The 15180-nt window shown below is 64.8% G+C and carries 32 protein-coding genes; 16 read left to right on the forward strand and 16 right to left on the reverse strand.

Features of this window, described 5'->3' with window-relative positions; translation table 11 throughout:
* Positions 1-190 precede the first annotated feature (190 nt).
* The 15 genes from JI664_RS12735 to JI664_RS12805 form a co-directional block, all read right to left on the reverse strand.
* A complete protein-coding gene (locus JI664_RS12735) occupies positions 191-781 on the reverse strand; it encodes a transcription termination/antitermination NusG family protein (protein ID WP_207014136.1) in 591 nt (196 codons plus the stop codon).
* A gap of 45 nt (positions 782-826) precedes the next feature.
* The gene (gene ssb / locus JI664_RS12740) at positions 827-1294 is read right to left on the reverse strand and encodes a single-stranded DNA-binding protein (protein ID WP_207014137.1); all 468 of its coding nucleotides are present in this window, start codon (positions 1292-1294) and stop codon (positions 827-829) included.
* A complete protein-coding gene (locus JI664_RS12745) occupies positions 1294-1512 on the reverse strand; it encodes a hypothetical protein (protein WP_207014138.1) in 219 nt (72 codons plus the stop codon). Before JI664_RS12745 ends, ssb begins: the two co-directional genes overlap by 1 nt.
* 370 nt (positions 1513-1882) lie before the next feature.
* Positions 1883-2800: a toprim domain-containing protein gene (locus JI664_RS12750; protein WP_207014139.1), complete on the reverse strand. Its 918-nt coding sequence runs from the start codon at positions 2798-2800 to the stop codon at positions 1883-1885.
* The gene (locus tag JI664_RS12755) at positions 2797-4368 is read right to left on the reverse strand and encodes a DEAD/DEAH box helicase (protein WP_207014140.1); all 1572 of its coding nucleotides are present in this window, start codon (positions 4366-4368) and stop codon (positions 2797-2799) included. The genes JI664_RS12750 and JI664_RS12755 overlap by 4 nt, the downstream gene beginning before the upstream one ends.
* Positions 4361-4612, reverse strand: coding sequence for a hypothetical protein (locus JI664_RS12760; protein WP_207014141.1), 252 nt, complete (start codon positions 4610-4612; stop codon positions 4361-4363). Before JI664_RS12760 ends, JI664_RS12755 begins: the two co-directional genes overlap by 8 nt.
* Positions 4609-5622 carry a ParB N-terminal domain-containing protein gene (locus JI664_RS12765; RefSeq protein WP_207014142.1) on the reverse strand — a complete coding sequence of 338 codons (1014 nt, stop codon included), beginning with the start codon at positions 5620-5622 and terminating at the stop codon, positions 4609-4611. The genes JI664_RS12760 and JI664_RS12765 overlap by 4 nt, the downstream gene beginning before the upstream one ends.
* Positions 5619-5951 carry a DUF1064 domain-containing protein gene (locus JI664_RS12770; RefSeq protein WP_207014143.1) on the reverse strand — a complete coding sequence of 111 codons (333 nt, stop codon included), beginning with the start codon at positions 5949-5951 and terminating at the stop codon, positions 5619-5621. Before JI664_RS12770 ends, JI664_RS12765 begins: the two co-directional genes overlap by 4 nt.
* Positions 5948-6148 (reverse strand): hypothetical protein, encoded by a 201-nt coding sequence (locus tag JI664_RS12775; RefSeq protein ID WP_207014144.1) that lies wholly within the window; start codon positions 6146-6148, stop codon positions 5948-5950. Before JI664_RS12775 ends, JI664_RS12770 begins: the two co-directional genes overlap by 4 nt.
* Before the next feature lie 733 nt (positions 6149-6881).
* On the reverse strand, positions 6882-7184 hold the full coding sequence (locus JI664_RS24020; RefSeq protein WP_286174077.1) for a DUF2829 domain-containing protein: 303 nt from the start codon (positions 7182-7184) through the stop codon (positions 6882-6884).
* A 186-nt stretch (positions 7185-7370) separates the two neighbouring features.
* Positions 7371-7724 carry a dATP/dGTP diphosphohydrolase domain-containing protein gene (locus JI664_RS12785; protein ID WP_207014146.1) on the reverse strand — a complete coding sequence of 118 codons (354 nt, stop codon included), beginning with the start codon at positions 7722-7724 and terminating at the stop codon, positions 7371-7373.
* On the reverse strand, positions 7721-7933 hold the full coding sequence (locus JI664_RS12790) for a hypothetical protein (protein WP_207014147.1): 213 nt from the start codon (positions 7931-7933) through the stop codon (positions 7721-7723). Before JI664_RS12790 ends, JI664_RS12785 begins: the two co-directional genes overlap by 4 nt.
* Positions 7930-8280, reverse strand: a complete 351-nt coding sequence (locus JI664_RS12795) for a hypothetical protein (RefSeq protein ID WP_207014148.1) — start codon at positions 8278-8280, stop codon at positions 7930-7932. The genes JI664_RS12790 and JI664_RS12795 overlap by 4 nt, the downstream gene beginning before the upstream one ends.
* The gene (locus JI664_RS12800) at positions 8277-8738 is read right to left on the reverse strand and encodes a hypothetical protein (protein ID WP_207014149.1); all 462 of its coding nucleotides are present in this window, start codon (positions 8736-8738) and stop codon (positions 8277-8279) included. The genes JI664_RS12795 and JI664_RS12800 overlap by 4 nt, the downstream gene beginning before the upstream one ends.
* Positions 8739-8783: 45 nt before the next feature.
* Entirely contained in the window at positions 8784-9113 is a 330-nt protein-coding gene (locus JI664_RS12805; RefSeq protein ID WP_207014150.1) for a hypothetical protein, read from the reverse strand.
* Between JI664_RS12805 and JI664_RS12810 the strand changes: the two genes are divergently transcribed.
* The 4 genes from JI664_RS12810 to JI664_RS12825 all read left to right on the forward strand — a co-directional run bounded on the left by JI664_RS12810 (position 9112) and on the right by JI664_RS12825 (position 10836).
* A complete protein-coding gene (locus JI664_RS12810) occupies positions 9112-9720 on the forward strand; it encodes a S24 family peptidase (protein ID WP_207014151.1) in 609 nt (202 codons plus the stop codon). The genes JI664_RS12805 and JI664_RS12810 overlap by 2 nt on opposite strands.
* A gap of 21 nt (positions 9721-9741) precedes the next feature.
* Positions 9742-9993, forward strand: coding sequence for a type II toxin-antitoxin system HicA family toxin (locus JI664_RS12815; RefSeq protein ID WP_207014152.1), 252 nt, complete (start codon positions 9742-9744; stop codon positions 9991-9993).
* The gene (locus tag JI664_RS12820; protein WP_207014153.1) at positions 9990-10388 is read left to right on the forward strand and encodes a type II toxin-antitoxin system HicB family antitoxin; all 399 of its coding nucleotides are present in this window, start codon (positions 9990-9992) and stop codon (positions 10386-10388) included. Before JI664_RS12815 ends, JI664_RS12820 begins: the two co-directional genes overlap by 4 nt.
* 157 nt (positions 10389-10545) lie before the next feature.
* Positions 10546-10836, forward strand: coding sequence for a hypothetical protein (locus JI664_RS12825; protein WP_207014154.1), 291 nt, complete (start codon positions 10546-10548; stop codon positions 10834-10836).
* Here the strand turns inward: JI664_RS12825 and JI664_RS12830 are convergent.
* Positions 10823-11050, reverse strand: a complete 228-nt coding sequence (locus JI664_RS12830) for a hypothetical protein (RefSeq protein ID WP_207014155.1) — start codon at positions 11048-11050, stop codon at positions 10823-10825. The two genes, JI664_RS12825 and JI664_RS12830, sit on opposite strands and share 14 nt — an antisense overlap.
* Positions 11051-11237: 187 nt before the next feature.
* Here JI664_RS12830 and JI664_RS12835 point away from each other — a divergent pair, with 187 nt between their 5' ends.
* Genes JI664_RS12835 through JI664_RS12890 form a run of 12 tightly spaced genes read left to right on the forward strand, consistent with a single transcriptional unit; the run spans position 11238 to position 15180 of the window.
* A complete protein-coding gene (locus JI664_RS12835) occupies positions 11238-11531 on the forward strand; it encodes a hypothetical protein (protein WP_207014156.1) in 294 nt (97 codons plus the stop codon).
* On the forward strand, positions 11528-11710 hold the full coding sequence (locus tag JI664_RS12840; RefSeq protein ID WP_207014157.1) for a hypothetical protein: 183 nt from the start codon (positions 11528-11530) through the stop codon (positions 11708-11710). The genes JI664_RS12835 and JI664_RS12840 overlap by 4 nt, the downstream gene beginning before the upstream one ends.
* Positions 11707-12045, forward strand: coding sequence for a hypothetical protein (locus tag JI664_RS12845; RefSeq protein WP_207014158.1), 339 nt, complete (start codon positions 11707-11709; stop codon positions 12043-12045). The genes JI664_RS12840 and JI664_RS12845 overlap by 4 nt, the downstream gene beginning before the upstream one ends.
* Positions 12042-12179 carry a hypothetical protein gene (locus tag JI664_RS12850; protein ID WP_207014159.1) on the forward strand — a complete coding sequence of 46 codons (138 nt, stop codon included), beginning with the start codon at positions 12042-12044 and terminating at the stop codon, positions 12177-12179. Before JI664_RS12845 ends, JI664_RS12850 begins: the two co-directional genes overlap by 4 nt.
* Entirely contained in the window at positions 12179-12370 is a 192-nt protein-coding gene (locus JI664_RS12855; protein ID WP_207014160.1) for a hypothetical protein, read from the forward strand. The genes JI664_RS12850 and JI664_RS12855 overlap by 1 nt, the downstream gene beginning before the upstream one ends.
* The gene (locus JI664_RS12860; protein ID WP_207014161.1) at positions 12367-12861 is read left to right on the forward strand and encodes a siphovirus Gp157 family protein; all 495 of its coding nucleotides are present in this window, start codon (positions 12367-12369) and stop codon (positions 12859-12861) included. Before JI664_RS12855 ends, JI664_RS12860 begins: the two co-directional genes overlap by 4 nt.
* On the forward strand, positions 12861-13556 hold the full coding sequence (locus JI664_RS12865; RefSeq protein ID WP_207014162.1) for an RAD52 family DNA repair protein: 696 nt from the start codon (positions 12861-12863) through the stop codon (positions 13554-13556). The genes JI664_RS12860 and JI664_RS12865 overlap by 1 nt, the downstream gene beginning before the upstream one ends.
* Complete coding sequence (locus JI664_RS12870) at positions 13553-13750, forward strand: hypothetical protein (protein WP_207014163.1); 198 nt, start codon at positions 13553-13555, stop codon at positions 13748-13750. Before JI664_RS12865 ends, JI664_RS12870 begins: the two co-directional genes overlap by 4 nt.
* Positions 13750-14214: a DUF1367 family protein gene (locus JI664_RS12875; protein WP_207014164.1), complete on the forward strand. Its 465-nt coding sequence runs from the start codon at positions 13750-13752 to the stop codon at positions 14212-14214. The genes JI664_RS12870 and JI664_RS12875 overlap by 1 nt, the downstream gene beginning before the upstream one ends.
* Entirely contained in the window at positions 14211-14621 is a 411-nt protein-coding gene (locus JI664_RS12880) for a hypothetical protein (RefSeq protein ID WP_207014165.1), read from the forward strand. Before JI664_RS12875 ends, JI664_RS12880 begins: the two co-directional genes overlap by 4 nt.
* The gene (locus JI664_RS12885) at positions 14618-14824 is read left to right on the forward strand and encodes a hypothetical protein (protein ID WP_207014166.1); all 207 of its coding nucleotides are present in this window, start codon (positions 14618-14620) and stop codon (positions 14822-14824) included. Before JI664_RS12880 ends, JI664_RS12885 begins: the two co-directional genes overlap by 4 nt.
* Positions 14821-15180: an HNH endonuclease gene (locus tag JI664_RS12890; RefSeq protein WP_207014167.1), complete on the forward strand. Its 360-nt coding sequence runs from the start codon at positions 14821-14823 to the stop codon at positions 15178-15180. Before JI664_RS12885 ends, JI664_RS12890 begins: the two co-directional genes overlap by 4 nt.

Raw genomic sequence — 15180 nt, forward strand, 5'->3', positions numbered from 1 at the left:
CGCGCGGCGTACCGGGCGGGGAGCGTGTCAATCTAACGGCTGGGCGCAATTTCTCCGTTGTGGCGCTGCATGATGCAGGGCCTCGGCTTTGTCCCTCGGTGCCGCAACGCTGACTCGTATATCGAGGGCGCCCCGGCTACCGACCGTCACCGGGTGCGCCCAAGATACCATAGGTTGACCATCGCGCAAGTCATTGTTGCTTCGAAAGGCGTCCGACCTGCATCTCGGTCTCGCGGTCGCCCATCAGTGGGACGATGAAGCGGGCGATGCCAGCGTGGATGCTGCGGACCTCGACCACCCACCCTTCCATCGCGCCGTCCCGGATGCGCACCCGATCGCCGGGGCGGATCGTGCGCCGCTCTTCCTCTCGGGCGCGGATCTCTGCCAGTCGAGCAGGCACCTGTTCCATTGCAGCCAGGGTCTCGTCGGTGATCGGAAGGGGAACGCCGTCAATACCGACAACGCCGGTCAGCCACCGGCTGGCTTTCAGCAGGTCCCATTGAGGCCGGCCAGTGAACCGGGCGAAGATGTACCGAGGGACGAGGACCGCCTCGTATTCCTTCCGCTTGATCTTGCCTTTGGCGATCTTGCGCCAGCGGGTTTCGGTCGGATACCACGCCTCGACGCCCTTCTTTTCCAACCACGCTTTGGCCGAACCTTCTTTCTGGGGTGTGGTGAGGAAGGCGTACCAAGTGGGCGTGCCGATGTCCCCGACTTGGATCGGGCGTGTGGGTTCCGGCTGGATCACCTGCCCGATGAAATAGCTGCTGTGCATGGTCATGTGTCCCTCGCTTTGTGCGGGTGTGATGGCGTGTTGCTGTCAATTTTAGAACGGGATCTCGTCGTCCATGTCAGACGCGCCGCCGAACCCGCCCGATTGCTCGCCGCCGCGCTGGTCGCCATAGCCGCCTTGGCCGCGATCGCCGTCACCGCCGCTATCCCGCTTGCCGTCAAGCAGCGTCAGCTCGCCGCGATAGGGGCGCAGCACGATCTCGGTCGTGTAGCGGTCCTGGCCCTGCTGGTCCTGCCACTTGCGGGCTTCAAGCTGGCCTTCGATGTAGACCTTCGAGCCCTTGCGCAGATATTGCTCGGCAATCTTGACCAGACCTTCTGCGAAGATCGCGACCGAATGCCATTCCGTGCGCTCGCGCCGTTCGCCTGACTGCTTGTCGCGCCACGCCTCCGAAGTGGCGATGCGCAGGTTGCACACCTTGCCGCCGTTCTGGAAACTGCGGACCTCGGGGTCGCGGCCCAGGTTGCCGACCAGAATCACCTTGTTGACCGAACCTGCCATCACTGCACCTCACGCCGTTTCATCGAAGCAAAGTTGCGGACATAGGCACAAGCGTCAGCGCGGCTGGCGAAAGCTTGCTGCACGGAACCCGCCGCGCTCACTTTGCGAAGCTCGGTCGCGAACTGCTCGTAGGTGAGCGTATCGGGCAGTGCTTCGTGCCCTTGTTTCACCAGCCAAGCATTCGCGATTAATCGCGCGCTCAGGTTGTTCATCTTCATCTCTATACCCTACCGTTTCTCTGTTCTGCCCACTTGAGAGCTCGTTGTGACGGTCAGAAAGCGGGTTACTGCGACAGGGAATGAAACCCCGCCTCCCGCCCTGACCGCCGCGATCTTGACCTGCCCACCCGAGCCGCCCGCCGCTTAGGCCAGACCTTGCCTTTCCACCGGCTCGGTCCGCTCCCCCATGTTCGCCGTCTCGGTGGTGACAGCGGGGCCTTGAGGCTTGGGGAGACCCCTTGCGGGGAATAGCTGCCTCTGGATCGTGGCCCGTTACCCGGTTGATCCTCTCGGCGGCGGCCCCGGCTAACCCGTGAATGCCTGTTCCGCAGCCAACCCCGCTGTTCCGGCGCACGGGGCCTCCCGATGCTCACCCCATGCCGATCCCCCGAAGGTGCAGCGCCACGGCCCGCAGGCCCTCGCTCTGGTGGTAATCGTTGAAATCCCCGAGCGCGGGCGGCATCGCCCAGCGGTGCCCGGTCTGGCGCGCGTAGAACTCGCCGGTTCCGAGACCGCCCAGCTGCTCAAGCGGCCTGTCGTGATCCGCTGCAATGATCGCGCCCGGAATAGCCTTTGCCACCTTCGCGACGTTGTTCGCGGAGAACGCTGAAAGGACGGTCACGCGAGCGCCCAGAAGGCGCAGGGCCGCCCTAACGCTGAGCGCGGTGGCGATGCCCTCGCAGACCCATGTCTGCGGCCCCACGGCGATCCTGTGGACGGCGCCCATCATGGCGCCGCCGAGGATATTCTTCTTGGTTCCGTCTTCGGCAATGAACTGGATGGTCGTCACAGCGCCGCGGATTCGGCCCGGCACCACCAGCAGGGGGCCGTTGGTTTCGGGCAGCGCCCGTGCCATGGCCTCGCCCAGATCATCGCGCGGGAACAGATGGCGCGGATCCTCGATAACCAGCCCGCGCTCGTCGGGGAATCCCTTCCGCGCGAAATACGGATGCGGCTCCATGGCGCAGGCTTTCACGATGCGCTCGCAGGTCTTCGCGACCTCGGCCCGGCGCTCGGCTTGCGCGCGCTCTGCGGCATGATCCCGTGCCGGCCGCTTTCCGCGCTTCGCGCCACCGGCGCCTTCTGTGGTGAACTGCAGCTTTTCGCCCGTCACCCAATTCCAGCACACTCCGCTTTCCCCGTCAGGGTTCAGCTTGACGCGGCCCGAGCCATTGCCCCTGCCCTTTCCCTCGACCGGGGTCGGAACCCAGCGGCCCGGCATCACACGCGTGGGCGGCACGATGCCAACGGCGCGGCAGGCATCGGTCATGGCGTCGTGGATGCTCATGCTGCCCTCCCGCGCTTGCGGAAGCGTTTGACCTCGCGGTCCACAAGGGAATAGGCGCTCATGTCGACCAGCGCCGGGCGTGCCGCATCGAACCAGCCGCGGGGCAGCTTCGCGTCGGGATAGATCCCGCGCCAGATGCCATATCCCCAGCGCCGGGTCTTGCTTTCGTCGCCACGAGCATTGTCGAAGCAATAGGCAATGATCGCGTCCCAGACCTTGCGCGGATCGCCCAGGCACTCGGCCCGCAATCCGTCGCGCGCGGTCAGGGTGAACTTGCTGGCATCAAACGCCTGCAATTCCCCATCCACCGAAACGATCCCGGAGCGCGCCGGGCGCTCCCATCCGCAGCAGATACAAACAGGCCCGCGCATCGCACCGCTGCATTCGGGGCAGACTGCAGCCTCTCGGGTCTGCTGGTTGCGCTCACGCGCCTTGCTGTCCCGCTTCTCGGCGGTGTCCAATTCACCGGCGCCGTTCGCCCACACGTCGAACATATCACCGGCGAACCGCTCGACATTGCCCGAATGGCACAGCCACAGCGCCTTGTCCTTTCCGGGGGCCGAGCGCATCACCCGTCCGATCTCCTGCATATGGCTCGACAGGCTCTTGCGGTACGGCTTGCAGCTGATCCCGACGAGGCAATCCGGAACGTCGAAACCCTTGGTCAGTACGCCACACGACACCAGTCCGGTGATCACGCTGTCCGGGCGGCGGAACTCGGCGATCCTCTCGGCCCGCTCCTCGTCGCTGCGGTCCATGTAGCTGATCTGCTGGAAATTATGACCGGCTGCTGCAAAAGCTGCGCAAAGCTCGCGCCCATGCTCGACAGTAGGCGAAAACACGATGGTCTTCACTGGACCACCGAAGTGCTCTTGCACCTTGCGCTCCCATTCCGAGACCACATCCCCGATGATCTTGATCCCAGCGCTGGTCGCGCTGTCATCCGAGAACTCGCCATAGCTGTTCAGGCCAAGCTCGACATCCTCGGGGCTGCGCGCGACGTAGATCGTCGGCTCGACAAGGTGCCCGTCCTCGATCAGCAGCCGGGTGGACCGGACGTTGACGATGCTGTCCCAATCGTTGCCCATTCCCTTGGTAAACGGGGTGGCAGTGAGGCCGATGCAGACCGCGTCCGGGTTCTCGCCCATCAGCGCAATGGTGCCCTTGTGCCGGCAGTGGGCCTCATCCACCACGATCAGGCTCGGCTTACGCGGAAGCTGGCGGCGGGCGAGCGTTTGGGCGCTGCAAACCTGCACATTCTCGCGCGGCGCCCAGCGGGGATGGCTACCTTGCACCACGCCGTGCTGGATGCCGTATTCATCGAAAACCGCGCTGGTCTGATCGACCAAGGCGACACGATCCACGACAAACAGGCTATAGCTTCCCTTGCGATCCGCTTCCTGAAGCAGCTTGCCGCTGGTCAGGGTTTTGCCTGCCCCGGTCCCGGCACAGAGAACGAGACGGCGCTTGCCCTCCCGGATTGCTGAACGCAGCGCCTCGATAGCATCGGCCTGATAGGGCCTAAGCGTGATCTCTTTGGCGCTGTCGCTCCGAAACAGGTCATACATTGCCCATCACCTCCCGATACGCTTCTGCTTCTGCATCAACTCGCGCTTGCCCGCCGTCGAACTCACGGATTGCGGCGCGCTCTGCCCATGCGTCGAACTCGGGCCAGACCTCGGCCCGGACTGCTGTCCAGTTATCCCGCAGCCACGCCAGCGCGTCGTCGGTCAGCCGCCCACGGCGCAGCGAAAACCGCCAGCCGTCGCGCATAACCTCAGCACCATGGGCGCGGATGCGGTCGATGATCATGCCGCGCCGTCCATCGGGATGATCTGGGCCTCGAGCTTCGCTTGCAGCTCGTCACGGGCCTTCTGCATCGCGTTCGCGCGGCGGGTCTCGCGCGCCAGCTGCGTCTGAGTTTCCTTCATCCGGCCTTTGGTCTTGTCGATCTCTGCCAGCGCACGACCCAGCTTGGCGCCCATGTCATGGCCATCTTCGAACACCGCGATCTTCTCTTTCAGGTCCGCAGCCCTCTGCTCAGCTTCCCGGCGCTTCCCGCGCTCATCGGCAAGCGCCGCCCGCAGGCCCAGCACCTCATCGATCAGCGCCTCGGGCGTCAGGCGGGCAAGCTCGCGCCGGGCCTTGGCCTCGGCGGGGTCTGCGGGTTCTTGACCGACCACGGGCGCGGCGGCTTCGGGTGCTGACGTATCGGCCCTGTCGAGCGTGCGATCGCTCGCGAAATCAGCAGCTTCGGCCCGTTCAGGGGTGCTGACCTTCTGTTGATCGGGCTTGGATCCGGCCCCGATGTTGGTGGTGTTCATGGTAGCCGTGGTGCCGTGCTTGGTCGTATATGTGCGAGCAGCGTTTTCGGCGTCACTGCGCGAAAACGCAGTGAAACCCGCGCGAACATCAGCAACAAGGTGATCAGAGACCGCGCAGCGCCGGGCAATCTCGCGGTTCGACCACGCCGACCACTCGTCATCCTCCAGCAGGGTCAGCACCGCGCGGCGCTTGTCTTCGTTCGTTCGGCGCAGACCATGGGCGCTGTTTGCGGAGACAGAATGCAAGATCGCCCGGCGGCGGTCGCCCTGGCGAATGTCGGTCGGAATCTCGGTCCGCCCGATCCGCTCCCATGCCGCGACACGATGGAAGCCGTCAGCGAGCCAGTAATCGGTCCCGTCCTGATAGACGACCACCGGCGGGAATACGGTGTTAGGGTCGGACATCGCCTCGGCGTACTCGGCAACCGTCGCCTCGTTCAGCCCGGCCCGCGACTGCGTGCCGCCATTGCGGCGGATCTGGTCGATCCTCAAACTCATGTCTCGATAACCTCGATGCCCATCGCCTGCGCCACGGCGCGGCGAACCTCATAGTCGCGCGTCACCGCGCCCTTGCTGTCCTCGTAGACGGTCGCCCAATTCAGACGGCGGTCCTCGTAGACAAAATCCACGGTCAACTTCATGACCTTCCCGGTGCGGGTCAGGAGCGGCCCGTCGCGGCCTTGGAGCTGGATGGCGACCTGCCGGTGGAGATCTCGGATCTCGCCCGCCCTCTCCAGCAAACGGAGCTCGCCCCAACGGCGGGCTTCCTTCATGCTGTCGAAGCGGATCCCGTCCACGACAGTTGCTATGGCGCCGAACTTGTTCATGCGCGCACCGGCCCGGCTTGCAGGCGAGCCAAGCCCTTCTCGATGCTCTGGCGAATGTCCGCCGTCGCCTGCGATTTCGAGCCCTTGCAGGGGCACGGCTGCAAAGCGATGCGGAAGCTGTGAACCTGTGAAAGCGGGATGCGGATCACGGCCATATCGCCTTCGCGCTTGATCGATCCTCCCAGAAGCTCAGTCATGCGGCCCTCGCTGGGAAAAGCGCCGGGACCGAAGCCCCGGCAAGTTGGGGGGACAATCCGAGCGATGCGAGCGGCCAAGCAGCCCCTGTTTTCACTCGATAGCTGCGCCCGTCATGGGTCGCAGATCCGGCAACAGCGCCGAATGGGTTGGGTGCGGGCGGGCCGTTAACTCCGCCACCTCTTGGGGCACCAAGGAACCGAGACTCCCAGTCAGCTAGCAGGGTCATCCGCCGCGCCCGGCGTATTCCAGCGTAGGGACTGGGTCTCGTGCCTGCCGGATCACAGGCTTCCGCACCCACGGCGACAGGCTGCGAGCCTGCCAGCGAAGAGGCGGTGGCGGGCCGGGTGCGCGGCCCGGCCCCTTTGAACCCCGCCAAGCGGTCAGGCAGAGCCTCCGCACCCATGCCGCAGCGGGGAGCAGCATGGGCAGACAGTTCGAGCGCGACACATGCGCGGGCATTGGCGCAGCTTGACGCGCACTGACCAATCAAACCGCCCGCGCCGACCAGTCCAGATGCGGTTGGGGGTTGATGGGGTGCCGCGCTCGGGGCGCATGGGGCGGCGGGGGATTGCCCAGCCCTTGAGAGACGGCCAGCGATGGCTAGCCCGTTCCCCATGCGTCCGGAAAGCGGCAGAAAAGCTGGGGCGACCTGAGCCGCCCCAGAGTTGAACAGGGAGGATTGCGCGAAACCGCCCTCGCGCCGGGCAATGCCCCAACCCGAGGCAATCGGGGTCAGACGGTCATCCAGTCCTCGGCCAGCAAGTCGGTCTGCGAGGCCAGCCAGCCGATGACCATCGAGCCATCCGCCGCGCGCATGTCGATGTGCGGCAGGAGCGTGATGTTGTGCCCGACTTGCGGCTCCATCTCGCGCGCGCGGTGCTTCGACGCATGGCCGTCCTTGGCGTGCTGCGCCGGGAACTCGCTGCCCGGCGTGAGGGCGACCCACATACCCTTTCCGTTCCATCCCGCGCGCGCGACACGGCCGCCCCGCTTGATGACCCGCAGCGCGGTCGAGAAATCGAACCTGTCGTCCATTGTCGTCTCCTTGGTTTGGAACCGGGGCCTCGACGGCAGCGCCGCCCCGGATAGCGCACCACGAGCGCCCGTCGCAGGGACAACGCTCTGCCGTCGAATAGGTGCCAGCCCGGCCAACGGGAGGAAACGCCGGGCTGGCGAGCCGCGCGAGGGAGGAGGGGCGCGCGGCATGAGAGGGGGCGGAGGTCATGGGCGGTCATCCTCGCCAGTCCCGCGCGCCTCAAAGGCAACGAGAAACGCAAGGCAGCAAAGCGCGTGCCACAGGTGCGAATATCCGGTCTCAGGGTCGTTGCCTCGGCGCGCCCACCACGCCCACAGATGCCGCATAAGGGCCGAAAAAACCCGGCCCCAGCGGAACCCGTTTTCCCAATTCCGGGGCGAGTACTTCCGCGCGCCGAACGTCAGCACGGCTGCGAGGGCTTCGACGGCCTCGACAGGGATCAAGTCGTGTTGCGCTTTGCTCTCGTCGTGCTTAACGGCCGCTTGCCGCAAAATCGTCGCGTCCTGCCAGTCTGCGTCAGAGGCGTTCCAATCGCTCATGCCGCACCTCCAGAAACGCGCAGCCGCCCGCGCCCCTTGCCAGCCGGGTTGTAGAACTCGACATGGCCGAGATCCCGCAGAGCGTTCCACGTTGATCGTGTGAACGGCGCGCTCTCACCCATCGCAAGCGCGACGCCGTTACGATCGAAGATGGCATCTCCGCCGTGATCGGTGAGCCACTTCAGCGCCTCTTGCTGGGCCTTGGTCATGCCGCGTCTCCCTTTGGCGTGGGCATGTCGGCCCATGAGGCAACAGCTTCCCGCAACGCGGCCAGCAGCCCGGCCTGATTGTCGATCCCGCCGCGATAGGTCACCGGCATCAGAAGTTCCCACTGCGCGCTGCATTCGGCTTCAGAGCGACCCGTGGCGCGGGCAGCACGGTCCAGACCACCCGGCCCGGCGCAGATGGCCTCGACCAGCGCCAGCGACGTGGTGAGGGTCCAGCCGTTCTGCACGGCGACGTTTGCGACCCGGCGGCGGATGCGCTCAGGCTCCCACTGCGGAATGGCGGTGAGGCCGATAGGCGCGCGGGAGGCGTTGAAGGCTTGAGCGTTCATTTGACCACCCCGCGCACCGGAACGAAGGTCTCGGGCGAAGCGGCGGCGGCCTGCAATAGCCCAAGCGACTCCTGCGCAAGACCCCGGAGGGCGGCGCGCTCGCGGTGATCCACGAACCCGTCTTCGAGCGCCAAGGCGAGTGAGGCGTTGAACTGGCACAGGCCACTGAGCAGCTTCCTGTCCTCAGGCTCACACGGGTCCGCAGACTGAGCGGTCATGCCAGCCGGGGCGAGAATGTCGCTGGTGAAGCTCGGGCCCAGCACCGACATGAGGCTGAGAAGCGCGTTCAGGCCGGGCGTGGCGCCCTGCATATAGCTCTCGATGGTGCGGGGCGCGATGCCCGTGGCATCTGCCAGCGCGGCGACACTGTACCGCTTGCCGCGACCGACCCGGAGGCGGAGCGCATCATCAATGATGCGGGCCGCATGATCATGGGAAATGATGGGGGCTTTACTCATTGGTTGCGCCGTCAACTCGTTGCATTGTTACAGTGTGAAGGAAGTTCAGGAGGCGGCTTTGAGGCCGGGAAAGAAATGCTCGGGTTTCAGCGGAATCCCTCGCTCTTGTGCAGCCAGCAAAAGTGGCTCTTGGCAGTCCGTCGGGATCAGCCCGCCGGTGCCGCCCTTCTCTTTGGTGTAGGTCCAGCGGCGGACGCGGATCTCGCTGCGCCCGGTCATCTTGGCTACCGCTTCGAAGCCGCCGCATAGGCGAATGATGGAGTGGGCTGGTTCAAGCATGTCCACATATTGCGATAATCGCAATGTTTGGTCAAGCGGCTTTATTGCGAATTTCGGCAATATCGGCTGCTGTGGTTTTCGCAATAATCGCGGCATGGAAGCCATCGATGGGAAATGGATCGTCCGGCACCTGACCGGGCGGCGCGGGGAAAAGGCGCAGCTCGCCCGAGCGATCGGGACGAAGCCGGACAACATCTCGAAGATCATCTCCGGGGTGAGAGCGGTGCAACCCGAAGAGGTCCCAAAGGTCTTGGAGTTCTTCGGCTATGAAGTCCGCCCGTCAGCGCAGGGCGAAGAGCCGCCGAGGTCCACAACTGCGCAGCCGGTCAAGCTGATCTCGTGGGTGAGCGCCGGCCAACTGGTCGATCACCCGGCCATCGACAGCTTCGAAGATTTCCCGAGCATCTACGCCGCAGACCTGCCGCCGGGGCGCTGGATTGCGCTGCGCGTGGATGGCACGTCCATGAACAAGCTCAGCCCGCCCGAAAGCATCGTCATCGTCAATCTGGACGATACGCGGCTGGTGCCAGGACGATGCTATGTCGTGGCCGACGAAACCGGGGCCGCGACCTACAAGGCGTATGACCCAAACGCGGAGCCGCAGTTTCAGCCGCGGTCGTACATCGAGAACACCCCAGCCCCGGTCTTCGTTGGCGCGGTGCGTGTGGTGGGCCGCGTCTACCGGACGATGCTGGATATGTGAGGGGTGATGGCGAAACGGACTATGTACGACAAGATGTCCGATGGCCCGAACCGCGGTTGGACGATCGACGACGTTGAAACGCTGGCAAAGCAGGAAGGCATGGAGCTGCGACGGCCGAAGCGTGGCAGCCACTACACGCTTTGCAGCGAACATCTGCGTGACATCTGTACGGTGCCATACAAACGGCCGATTAAGGTGATATATATAAAACAAGTGCTCGGTTACGCGCGCGCCCATCGTACGCGCGAGAACTCAGGGGAGCAGAGCGAATGAAGTATCCGTTTTTTGTTGAGCCACTATCAGTTGAGGATGGAGGCGGTTTCGTCGTCACTTTCCCGGATCTGCCCGGATGCATGGCCGATGGTGATTCGGTCGAAGAAGCTGTCGTGAATGCCGCTGATGCGCTCGAGTGTTGGCTTGAAGCTCAGGAAGATCGCGGCGCACAAGTGGACGAGCCATTCGCCAGCTTCAAGTATGCGGCGGAGAGCATGGAGGATTTTGAGGGCCAGATCGAGCGCCGTGACGACGAGATCGCGGATCTGAAGGCGGTCGTCGAGCGCTTGGAAACCGAACTGAGCCTTGCCAAATCCTCCCGCTCTGTTGTGCAAGCGCGGTGGGCCTTTGAACGGCGTCCATCCTCAAGTGGCGCCATCAGGAATAGAGCTTAAGCAAGGCTCCTTAAGTGCTTGTTAAGCCCCGCCCCGCGCGGGGCTTTTTCCATGCGCGCCACCATGGCGCTGTCGCAGAGATTGCCGGGACTCGACATGAGCCCCGGCGCCCCTCCATCATTCGGCTTCCAGACCAAGAATGAGAGAGGGATTCGATATGGCGATGTACACCGTCGATAATGTGCATGTTGTCTCTGTGGAGGCGGTCACGCTTCGGAGCTTCGGTCGATGCCTGAAGGTGCATCTCGCATTTTCGCTACCAAACGGCATTGACGGCGAAGAAATCATGCTTGAAACAACACGCACTGTGATCCTCTCCAAGCATGACGAGGCAGACGCGATCAGGCTGGCAAGATTCTGGTTTCTCAGAATGTGCGAACTCGGCGCTGAAGCCATGGAGCCATTCCGTCTGTCCGAAGCGGAGCTTGCCGCCGCTACGAAGGCTTAGCGCCCCGGCGCAGGTTTCCCAACGCATCCACCCACAAGGCCTCGCTCTTCGGCGGGGCCTTTTCATGCGGCACATGGAAGGTCGCTGTGACCGTGCTGCCGCCACGCTCGCTGTCAACGACACAGCGCTTCTGGCCCGGTAGAACCTTGCCGCTTGCATCGGCCAGCCATGCGCCGCCACGCTCCGTAACCACCTTCAGAAAATCGTCAGGCATGGGCCTCTCCTGCTTCGCGCCACCACGGCGCCGGTGAGGGCAGGATAGCAGGCCCTTAACTTGCGTGGAACAACAAACTGCGATTATCGCAATATTAGGGCTTGCACCTATGTTGCGAATATCGCAATATCTCCCCATCACCCGCCGAAGACGCCACCGGCTGATCGCGGAACATGGGAGAGAACAGATGACCTTCGACACCGCCGACATCATGCGCAAAGCCCACGCCGCGGCTCGTAGCTGCGCTGAGGCTCGTGACGCCGGGAACACCTTCTATACCGGCCAGACCTACGCTTCCTTCTTCGCTGCCCACCTGCGCCGCCTGTGGCGTCAGGCGAAGATGCTGACGCCCGTTGCCGTTGCCGCGCCTGAGGGCCTGCGCCGCGACATCCTTTCGCTCGAGGCCAAGGATCGAATGTCGGTCGAAGAACAGCGCGACCTGAGCGCGCTGCGCTCGAAGCTGGCGGGGGTGGCGGCATGATCAATCGCAGCGACATCATCACCACCGCCTTCGATGCGGCTGGCTACGTGGAAGAGGCGCAGACCGCCCTTCGCTGGGCCTCGACATACGGGGACGCCAGCAAGGTCACTGTGGCCCGTCAGCGTCTCAGCAGGGCGATGGAGCTTCTGGACGAAATCAGCGTGGAGGACGCCGCATGACCCGCGCTATTCGCCACGGCATCGCCGCCATGCTCTCGCCTGAGACCCGCGCAACCATCGTCGCCCGCATGGTCTCTGGACAATCTGCCGACACCGACCGCACCGGCATGGATACAGCCGATATGTTTGGCGACCCCGGTCTGTGTCGGGCTGATCTGCGCCCGGATGAGCCGGTGTTTCGCAGCACCCGCACCGGCCCCGCGCTCTATGGCCCTTCCGTCTCCCTGCCCCGTGTCGCGGCGATGATCCGCATGATGGGCGGGAATGACCCGGCGAAGGTCCGCGATTACGGCGACCTTGCGACACACATGGCCGTGCAGGGGTGTGAGCAATGACCGCCTCCCGCCACTTCGCCCTTTTCGCGGCCATCGTCGCGGCCCTGCTGGGCGCGAACATGGTCCAGCGCGGTGTGGCCGAAGCCGCCTATGACCGCGCCAACTTCCGCCACGTCGATACAGGGGCGAACTGATGGGCTACTTCGACCGCCTCATTGACCAGATGGCCCGCGAAGCCGCTGACCACGCCCCCGGTTCTTTCGAGCATGAATGGCGCCGCCGCGCCGCGTGGAAATACGCGCTGTTGGCCGATGGCGTCCCCGCTGACGAATGGACCGAATGCCCGGACTGGTTCTGGGCTGAGACCGAAAGGAACGCCGCATGAGCTACCGCATTGACCTGCCGTTGATCGAACGCATCGCCGCCGAACTGGCGCCCTACCGCGACGACGAGGACGTGTTTCTGGACACGCTCGACGGCGAAACCGACGCGCTGACGATCCTTGACCGGGAAATCGAGGCCGAGCAGGCGGATCTGACCATGGCCGAGGCCATCGAGACGCGGATCGCTACGCTCAAGGCCCGCGCCGACCGGGTGAAGATGCGCGCCGCCGCGCACCGGACCGCACAGAAACTGGTCATGGAGGCCATCGGCCAGAAGAAGGTCGAGCGCCCGCTTGCCACGCTGTCCCTTCTGGCTGGCTCAATCTCGGTGAAGATCACCAACGAGGCCGACATTCCGTCGCAGCTCTGCACGGTCAAGGCCATCACCACCCCCGACAAGAAGGCCATTCGCGCGCAGATCGAAGCGGGCGAGGCCGTGCCCGGCGCCGAACTGGTGCGGGGCGAAGAAACCCTTTCCGTGAGGACGAAGTGATGGACTGGAACCTTGCCGCCGCCGATCTGTCCAAGAAGCTGGACCCGGCGCACATCAAGCCCGCCAAGCAATACGGCCCCAAGGGCGACTATATCGAGGGCTGGCACGCCATGGCCGAGGCCAACCGGATCTTCGGTTTCGGCGGCTGGTCGTACACCGTCGAGGAATGCACCTGCGTGCACCAAGGCTCGCGCGAGATCGGCCAGGCGAAGAAGCCGGGCTTCGGCGTGACCTATACGGCCAAGGTCCGCGCCGTTGTCGATGGCGTCGTGCGCGAGGACTTCGGCGCCGGCCATGGCTATGACGTGGATTGCGGGCTGGCCCATGAGAGCGCCGTCAAGGAAGCCGTCACGGACGCGCTCAAGCGCGCTCTGCGCAGCTTCGGCAACCCCTTCGGGCTGGCGCTCTACGACAAGGCGCGCGCGAATGTCGGGCATGACTTCGACCCCGCACCGTTCGTCACCGCCATCGAGGCAGCGAAAACCGGCCGCGAATTGCTTGCCGCTATTCCGGGCGATCACGCGGACAACCCCGCCATCCGCGCCGCCATCATCGACACGCTCGATGCCATCGTGAAGGGCGCGCAGAACGTGGCCCAGATCGACGCCATGCAGAAGGCGTTTGCGCCGGTCTGGGAGGAAGTCGCCGCCGCCGCCGATAGCCGCCGTGCCGAGCTTGGGAGGGAGGCCGCATGAGCGCAGCGCTGGAAGCCCGTGCCCTGACCGCTCTCCGCACCGCCCGAGATCTCGGGGGCTATGACGACGAGGGCCGGGCCTGCGCTTTTGCCGAGGGCTGGATGCTGGCGAAGGTCACGGCGAAACCGGGGGCCGTTCGCCGGGCCGTGGCGAAGGTCTGGGCGCGGGACTTCCACGTCGCGGGGGCCGTGTGATGCCGACAATCTGGGGCCAGCGTAGGGGCAGTGTCTTCGTCCCATACCAGAAGTTCGGCGCGGCTTTCGAGGAAATCCCCGAGGGCGCTCGGCTCAAGGTCAAGATCGACCGCGACCGCAACGGCAAATTCTCGGCGCTGTTCCACGTCGCCCTTGGGCTTCTGGTCGCGGCCATCAATCGCGGCCCGGCCAGCACCAGCATAGACGCCCTCAAGCAGTGGGTGAAGCTCAAGAAGGGCTGGTACGACGTTGTCGAGCTTCCGCACCCGGCACCGGACGGCCAAACCCACGCCATTGCTTACCGCTCCACCAGCTTCGCCACCATGGGCGAGGCCGAGTTCCACGCATTCTGCACCGACGCTTGCGAGCTGATCCGCGCCGAGCTGGCCCCTTGGGTGTCCAGCGCGCCGGAATGGGCCGAGGTGCGGGCAATCATCGACAGCATCGCGCCGGAGGAAGCATGAGCTTTCAGACCTACACAGCCGTCAAGGCCGGGCGCAAAGCCCACCGCTGCGATTACTGCGGCGGGACGATCCCGAAAGGCGAGCCGAGCCGCATCGAGTCTGGCATCTGGGACGGGGATTTCTACAGCCACCGTGGCCACCTGGACTGCATCGAGATGTGGAACCTTGCGTTCCACGACCACGGCGACCCGTGGGATGGAATGGCAATCGACCTTCTGGAAGCCATCGGTGACGGCGCCTCAAGCGACGACCTTCAGCACGAGCTGGACCTGTACCGTGGCCACTTCCCTCACGTCGTTTGCCGCCTCGAACTCCGTGAGCAGCGCGGTCACATCAGGTGGCGCGATCACTGCCGTGGCCTCGGAATTGAACCCGACCCCGAGGACTGCCCGGAGGTCTACGGATGACCCACCCCTCCCGCCACGTCGAGCGCCCCAACCCCGCCGCCGCCCAATGCTGGGGCAAGGAGTCCTTCGATAGCTGGGACGCCGCGCAACGGATCATCACCCGCAAGCGCACCGCTCAGCGCCTCCGGGGCGAGAACATGGCCTCCATGACCGTCTATCGCTGCCAGCGGTGCAAGCGGTTCCATATCGCGGGGGTGTCATGACCCGACGCCGTTCAGAGTTCCCCGGCAAGATCCGCGTTGCCGCTTTTGAGCGCGCCAAGGGCTGCTGCGAAGAGTGCGGCGTCTCCATCCGCCCCGGCAATGGCCCTGAATACGATCACCGCATCCCGGACGCGCTCGGGGGAGAGCCGACGCTCGATAACTGCACAGTTCTTTGCCGTTCCTGTCATGGCGCGAAGACCACGAAAGAGGACGTGCCCCGCATCGCCAAGGCCAAGCGCGTCCAGCGCGGGCACATCAACGCGAAGACCAAGCCCACGCGGCCCATCCCCGGCAGCCGCAACCATCACCTGAAACGCAAGATAGGCGGCGGTGTCGAACCGCGCTGGAAGGATTGA

This window comes from Rhodobacter sp. NTK016B, from assembly GCF_017303295.1.
Lineage (GTDB): Bacteria > Pseudomonadota > Alphaproteobacteria > Rhodobacterales > Rhodobacteraceae > Pararhodobacter.

Bases quoted from the DNA above. Each gene is read 5' to 3' on its own strand.
- JI664_RS12735 (WP_207014136.1), bottom strand. From the start codon at position 781: ATGACCATGCACAGCAGCTATTTCATCGGGCAGGTGATCCAGCCGGAA.
- ssb (WP_207014137.1), bottom strand. From the start codon at position 1,294: ATGGCAGGTTCGGTCAACAAGGTGATTCTGGTCGGCAACCTGGGCCGC.
- JI664_RS12745 (WP_207014138.1), bottom strand. From the start codon at position 1,512: ATGAAGATGAACAACCTGAGCGCGCGATTAATCGCGAATGCTTGGCTG.
- JI664_RS12750 (WP_207014139.1), bottom strand. From the start codon at position 2,800: ATGAGCATCCACGACGCCATGACCGATGCCTGCCGCGCCGTTGGCATC.
- JI664_RS12755 (WP_207014140.1), bottom strand. From the start codon at position 4,368: ATGTATGACCTGTTTCGGAGCGACAGCGCCAAAGAGATCACGCTTAGG.
- JI664_RS12760 (WP_207014141.1), bottom strand. From the start codon at position 4,612: ATGATCATCGACCGCATCCGCGCCCATGGTGCTGAGGTTATGCGCGAC.
- JI664_RS12765 (WP_207014142.1), bottom strand. From the start codon at position 5,622: ATGAGTTTGAGGATCGACCAGATCCGCCGCAATGGCGGCACGCAGTCG.
- JI664_RS12770 (WP_207014143.1), bottom strand. From the start codon at position 5,951: ATGAACAAGTTCGGCGCCATAGCAACTGTCGTGGACGGGATCCGCTTC.
- JI664_RS12775 (WP_207014144.1), bottom strand. From the start codon at position 6,148: ATGACTGAGCTTCTGGGAGGATCGATCAAGCGCGAAGGCGATATGGCC.
- JI664_RS24020 (WP_286174077.1), bottom strand. From the start codon at position 7,184: ATGGACGACAGGTTCGATTTCTCGACCGCGCTGCGGGTCATCAAGCGG.
- JI664_RS12785 (WP_207014146.1), bottom strand. From the start codon at position 7,724: ATGAGCGATTGGAACGCCTCTGACGCAGACTGGCAGGACGCGACGATT.
- JI664_RS12790 (WP_207014147.1), bottom strand. From the start codon at position 7,933: ATGACCAAGGCCCAGCAAGAGGCGCTGAAGTGGCTCACCGATCACGGC.
- JI664_RS12795 (WP_207014148.1), bottom strand. From the start codon at position 8,280: ATGAACGCTCAAGCCTTCAACGCCTCCCGCGCGCCTATCGGCCTCACC.
- JI664_RS12800 (WP_207014149.1), bottom strand. From the start codon at position 8,738: ATGAGTAAAGCCCCCATCATTTCCCATGATCATGCGGCCCGCATCATT.
- JI664_RS12810 (WP_207014151.1), top strand. From the start codon at position 9,112: ATGGAAGCCATCGATGGGAAATGGATCGTCCGGCACCTGACCGGGCGG.
- JI664_RS12805 (WP_207014150.1), bottom strand. From the start codon at position 9,113: ATGCCGCGATTATTGCGAAAACCACAGCAGCCGATATTGCCGAAATTC.
- JI664_RS12815 (WP_207014152.1), top strand. From the start codon at position 9,742: ATGTACGACAAGATGTCCGATGGCCCGAACCGCGGTTGGACGATCGAC.
- JI664_RS12820 (WP_207014153.1), top strand. From the start codon at position 9,990: ATGAAGTATCCGTTTTTTGTTGAGCCACTATCAGTTGAGGATGGAGGC.
- JI664_RS12825 (WP_207014154.1), top strand. From the start codon at position 10,546: ATGGCGATGTACACCGTCGATAATGTGCATGTTGTCTCTGTGGAGGCG.
- JI664_RS12830 (WP_207014155.1), bottom strand. From the start codon at position 11,050: ATGCCTGACGATTTTCTGAAGGTGGTTACGGAGCGTGGCGGCGCATGG.
- JI664_RS12835 (WP_207014156.1), top strand. From the start codon at position 11,238: ATGACCTTCGACACCGCCGACATCATGCGCAAAGCCCACGCCGCGGCT.
- JI664_RS12840 (WP_207014157.1), top strand. From the start codon at position 11,528: ATGATCAATCGCAGCGACATCATCACCACCGCCTTCGATGCGGCTGGC.
- JI664_RS12845 (WP_207014158.1), top strand. From the start codon at position 11,707: ATGACCCGCGCTATTCGCCACGGCATCGCCGCCATGCTCTCGCCTGAG.
- JI664_RS12850 (WP_207014159.1), top strand. From the start codon at position 12,042: ATGACCGCCTCCCGCCACTTCGCCCTTTTCGCGGCCATCGTCGCGGCC.
- JI664_RS12855 (WP_207014160.1), top strand. From the start codon at position 12,179: ATGGGCTACTTCGACCGCCTCATTGACCAGATGGCCCGCGAAGCCGCT.
- JI664_RS12860 (WP_207014161.1), top strand. From the start codon at position 12,367: ATGAGCTACCGCATTGACCTGCCGTTGATCGAACGCATCGCCGCCGAA.
- JI664_RS12865 (WP_207014162.1), top strand. From the start codon at position 12,861: ATGGACTGGAACCTTGCCGCCGCCGATCTGTCCAAGAAGCTGGACCCG.
- JI664_RS12870 (WP_207014163.1), top strand. From the start codon at position 13,553: ATGAGCGCAGCGCTGGAAGCCCGTGCCCTGACCGCTCTCCGCACCGCC.
- JI664_RS12875 (WP_207014164.1), top strand. From the start codon at position 13,750: ATGCCGACAATCTGGGGCCAGCGTAGGGGCAGTGTCTTCGTCCCATAC.
- JI664_RS12880 (WP_207014165.1), top strand. From the start codon at position 14,211: ATGAGCTTTCAGACCTACACAGCCGTCAAGGCCGGGCGCAAAGCCCAC.
- JI664_RS12885 (WP_207014166.1), top strand. From the start codon at position 14,618: ATGACCCACCCCTCCCGCCACGTCGAGCGCCCCAACCCCGCCGCCGCC.
- JI664_RS12890 (WP_207014167.1), top strand. From the start codon at position 14,821: ATGACCCGACGCCGTTCAGAGTTCCCCGGCAAGATCCGCGTTGCCGCT.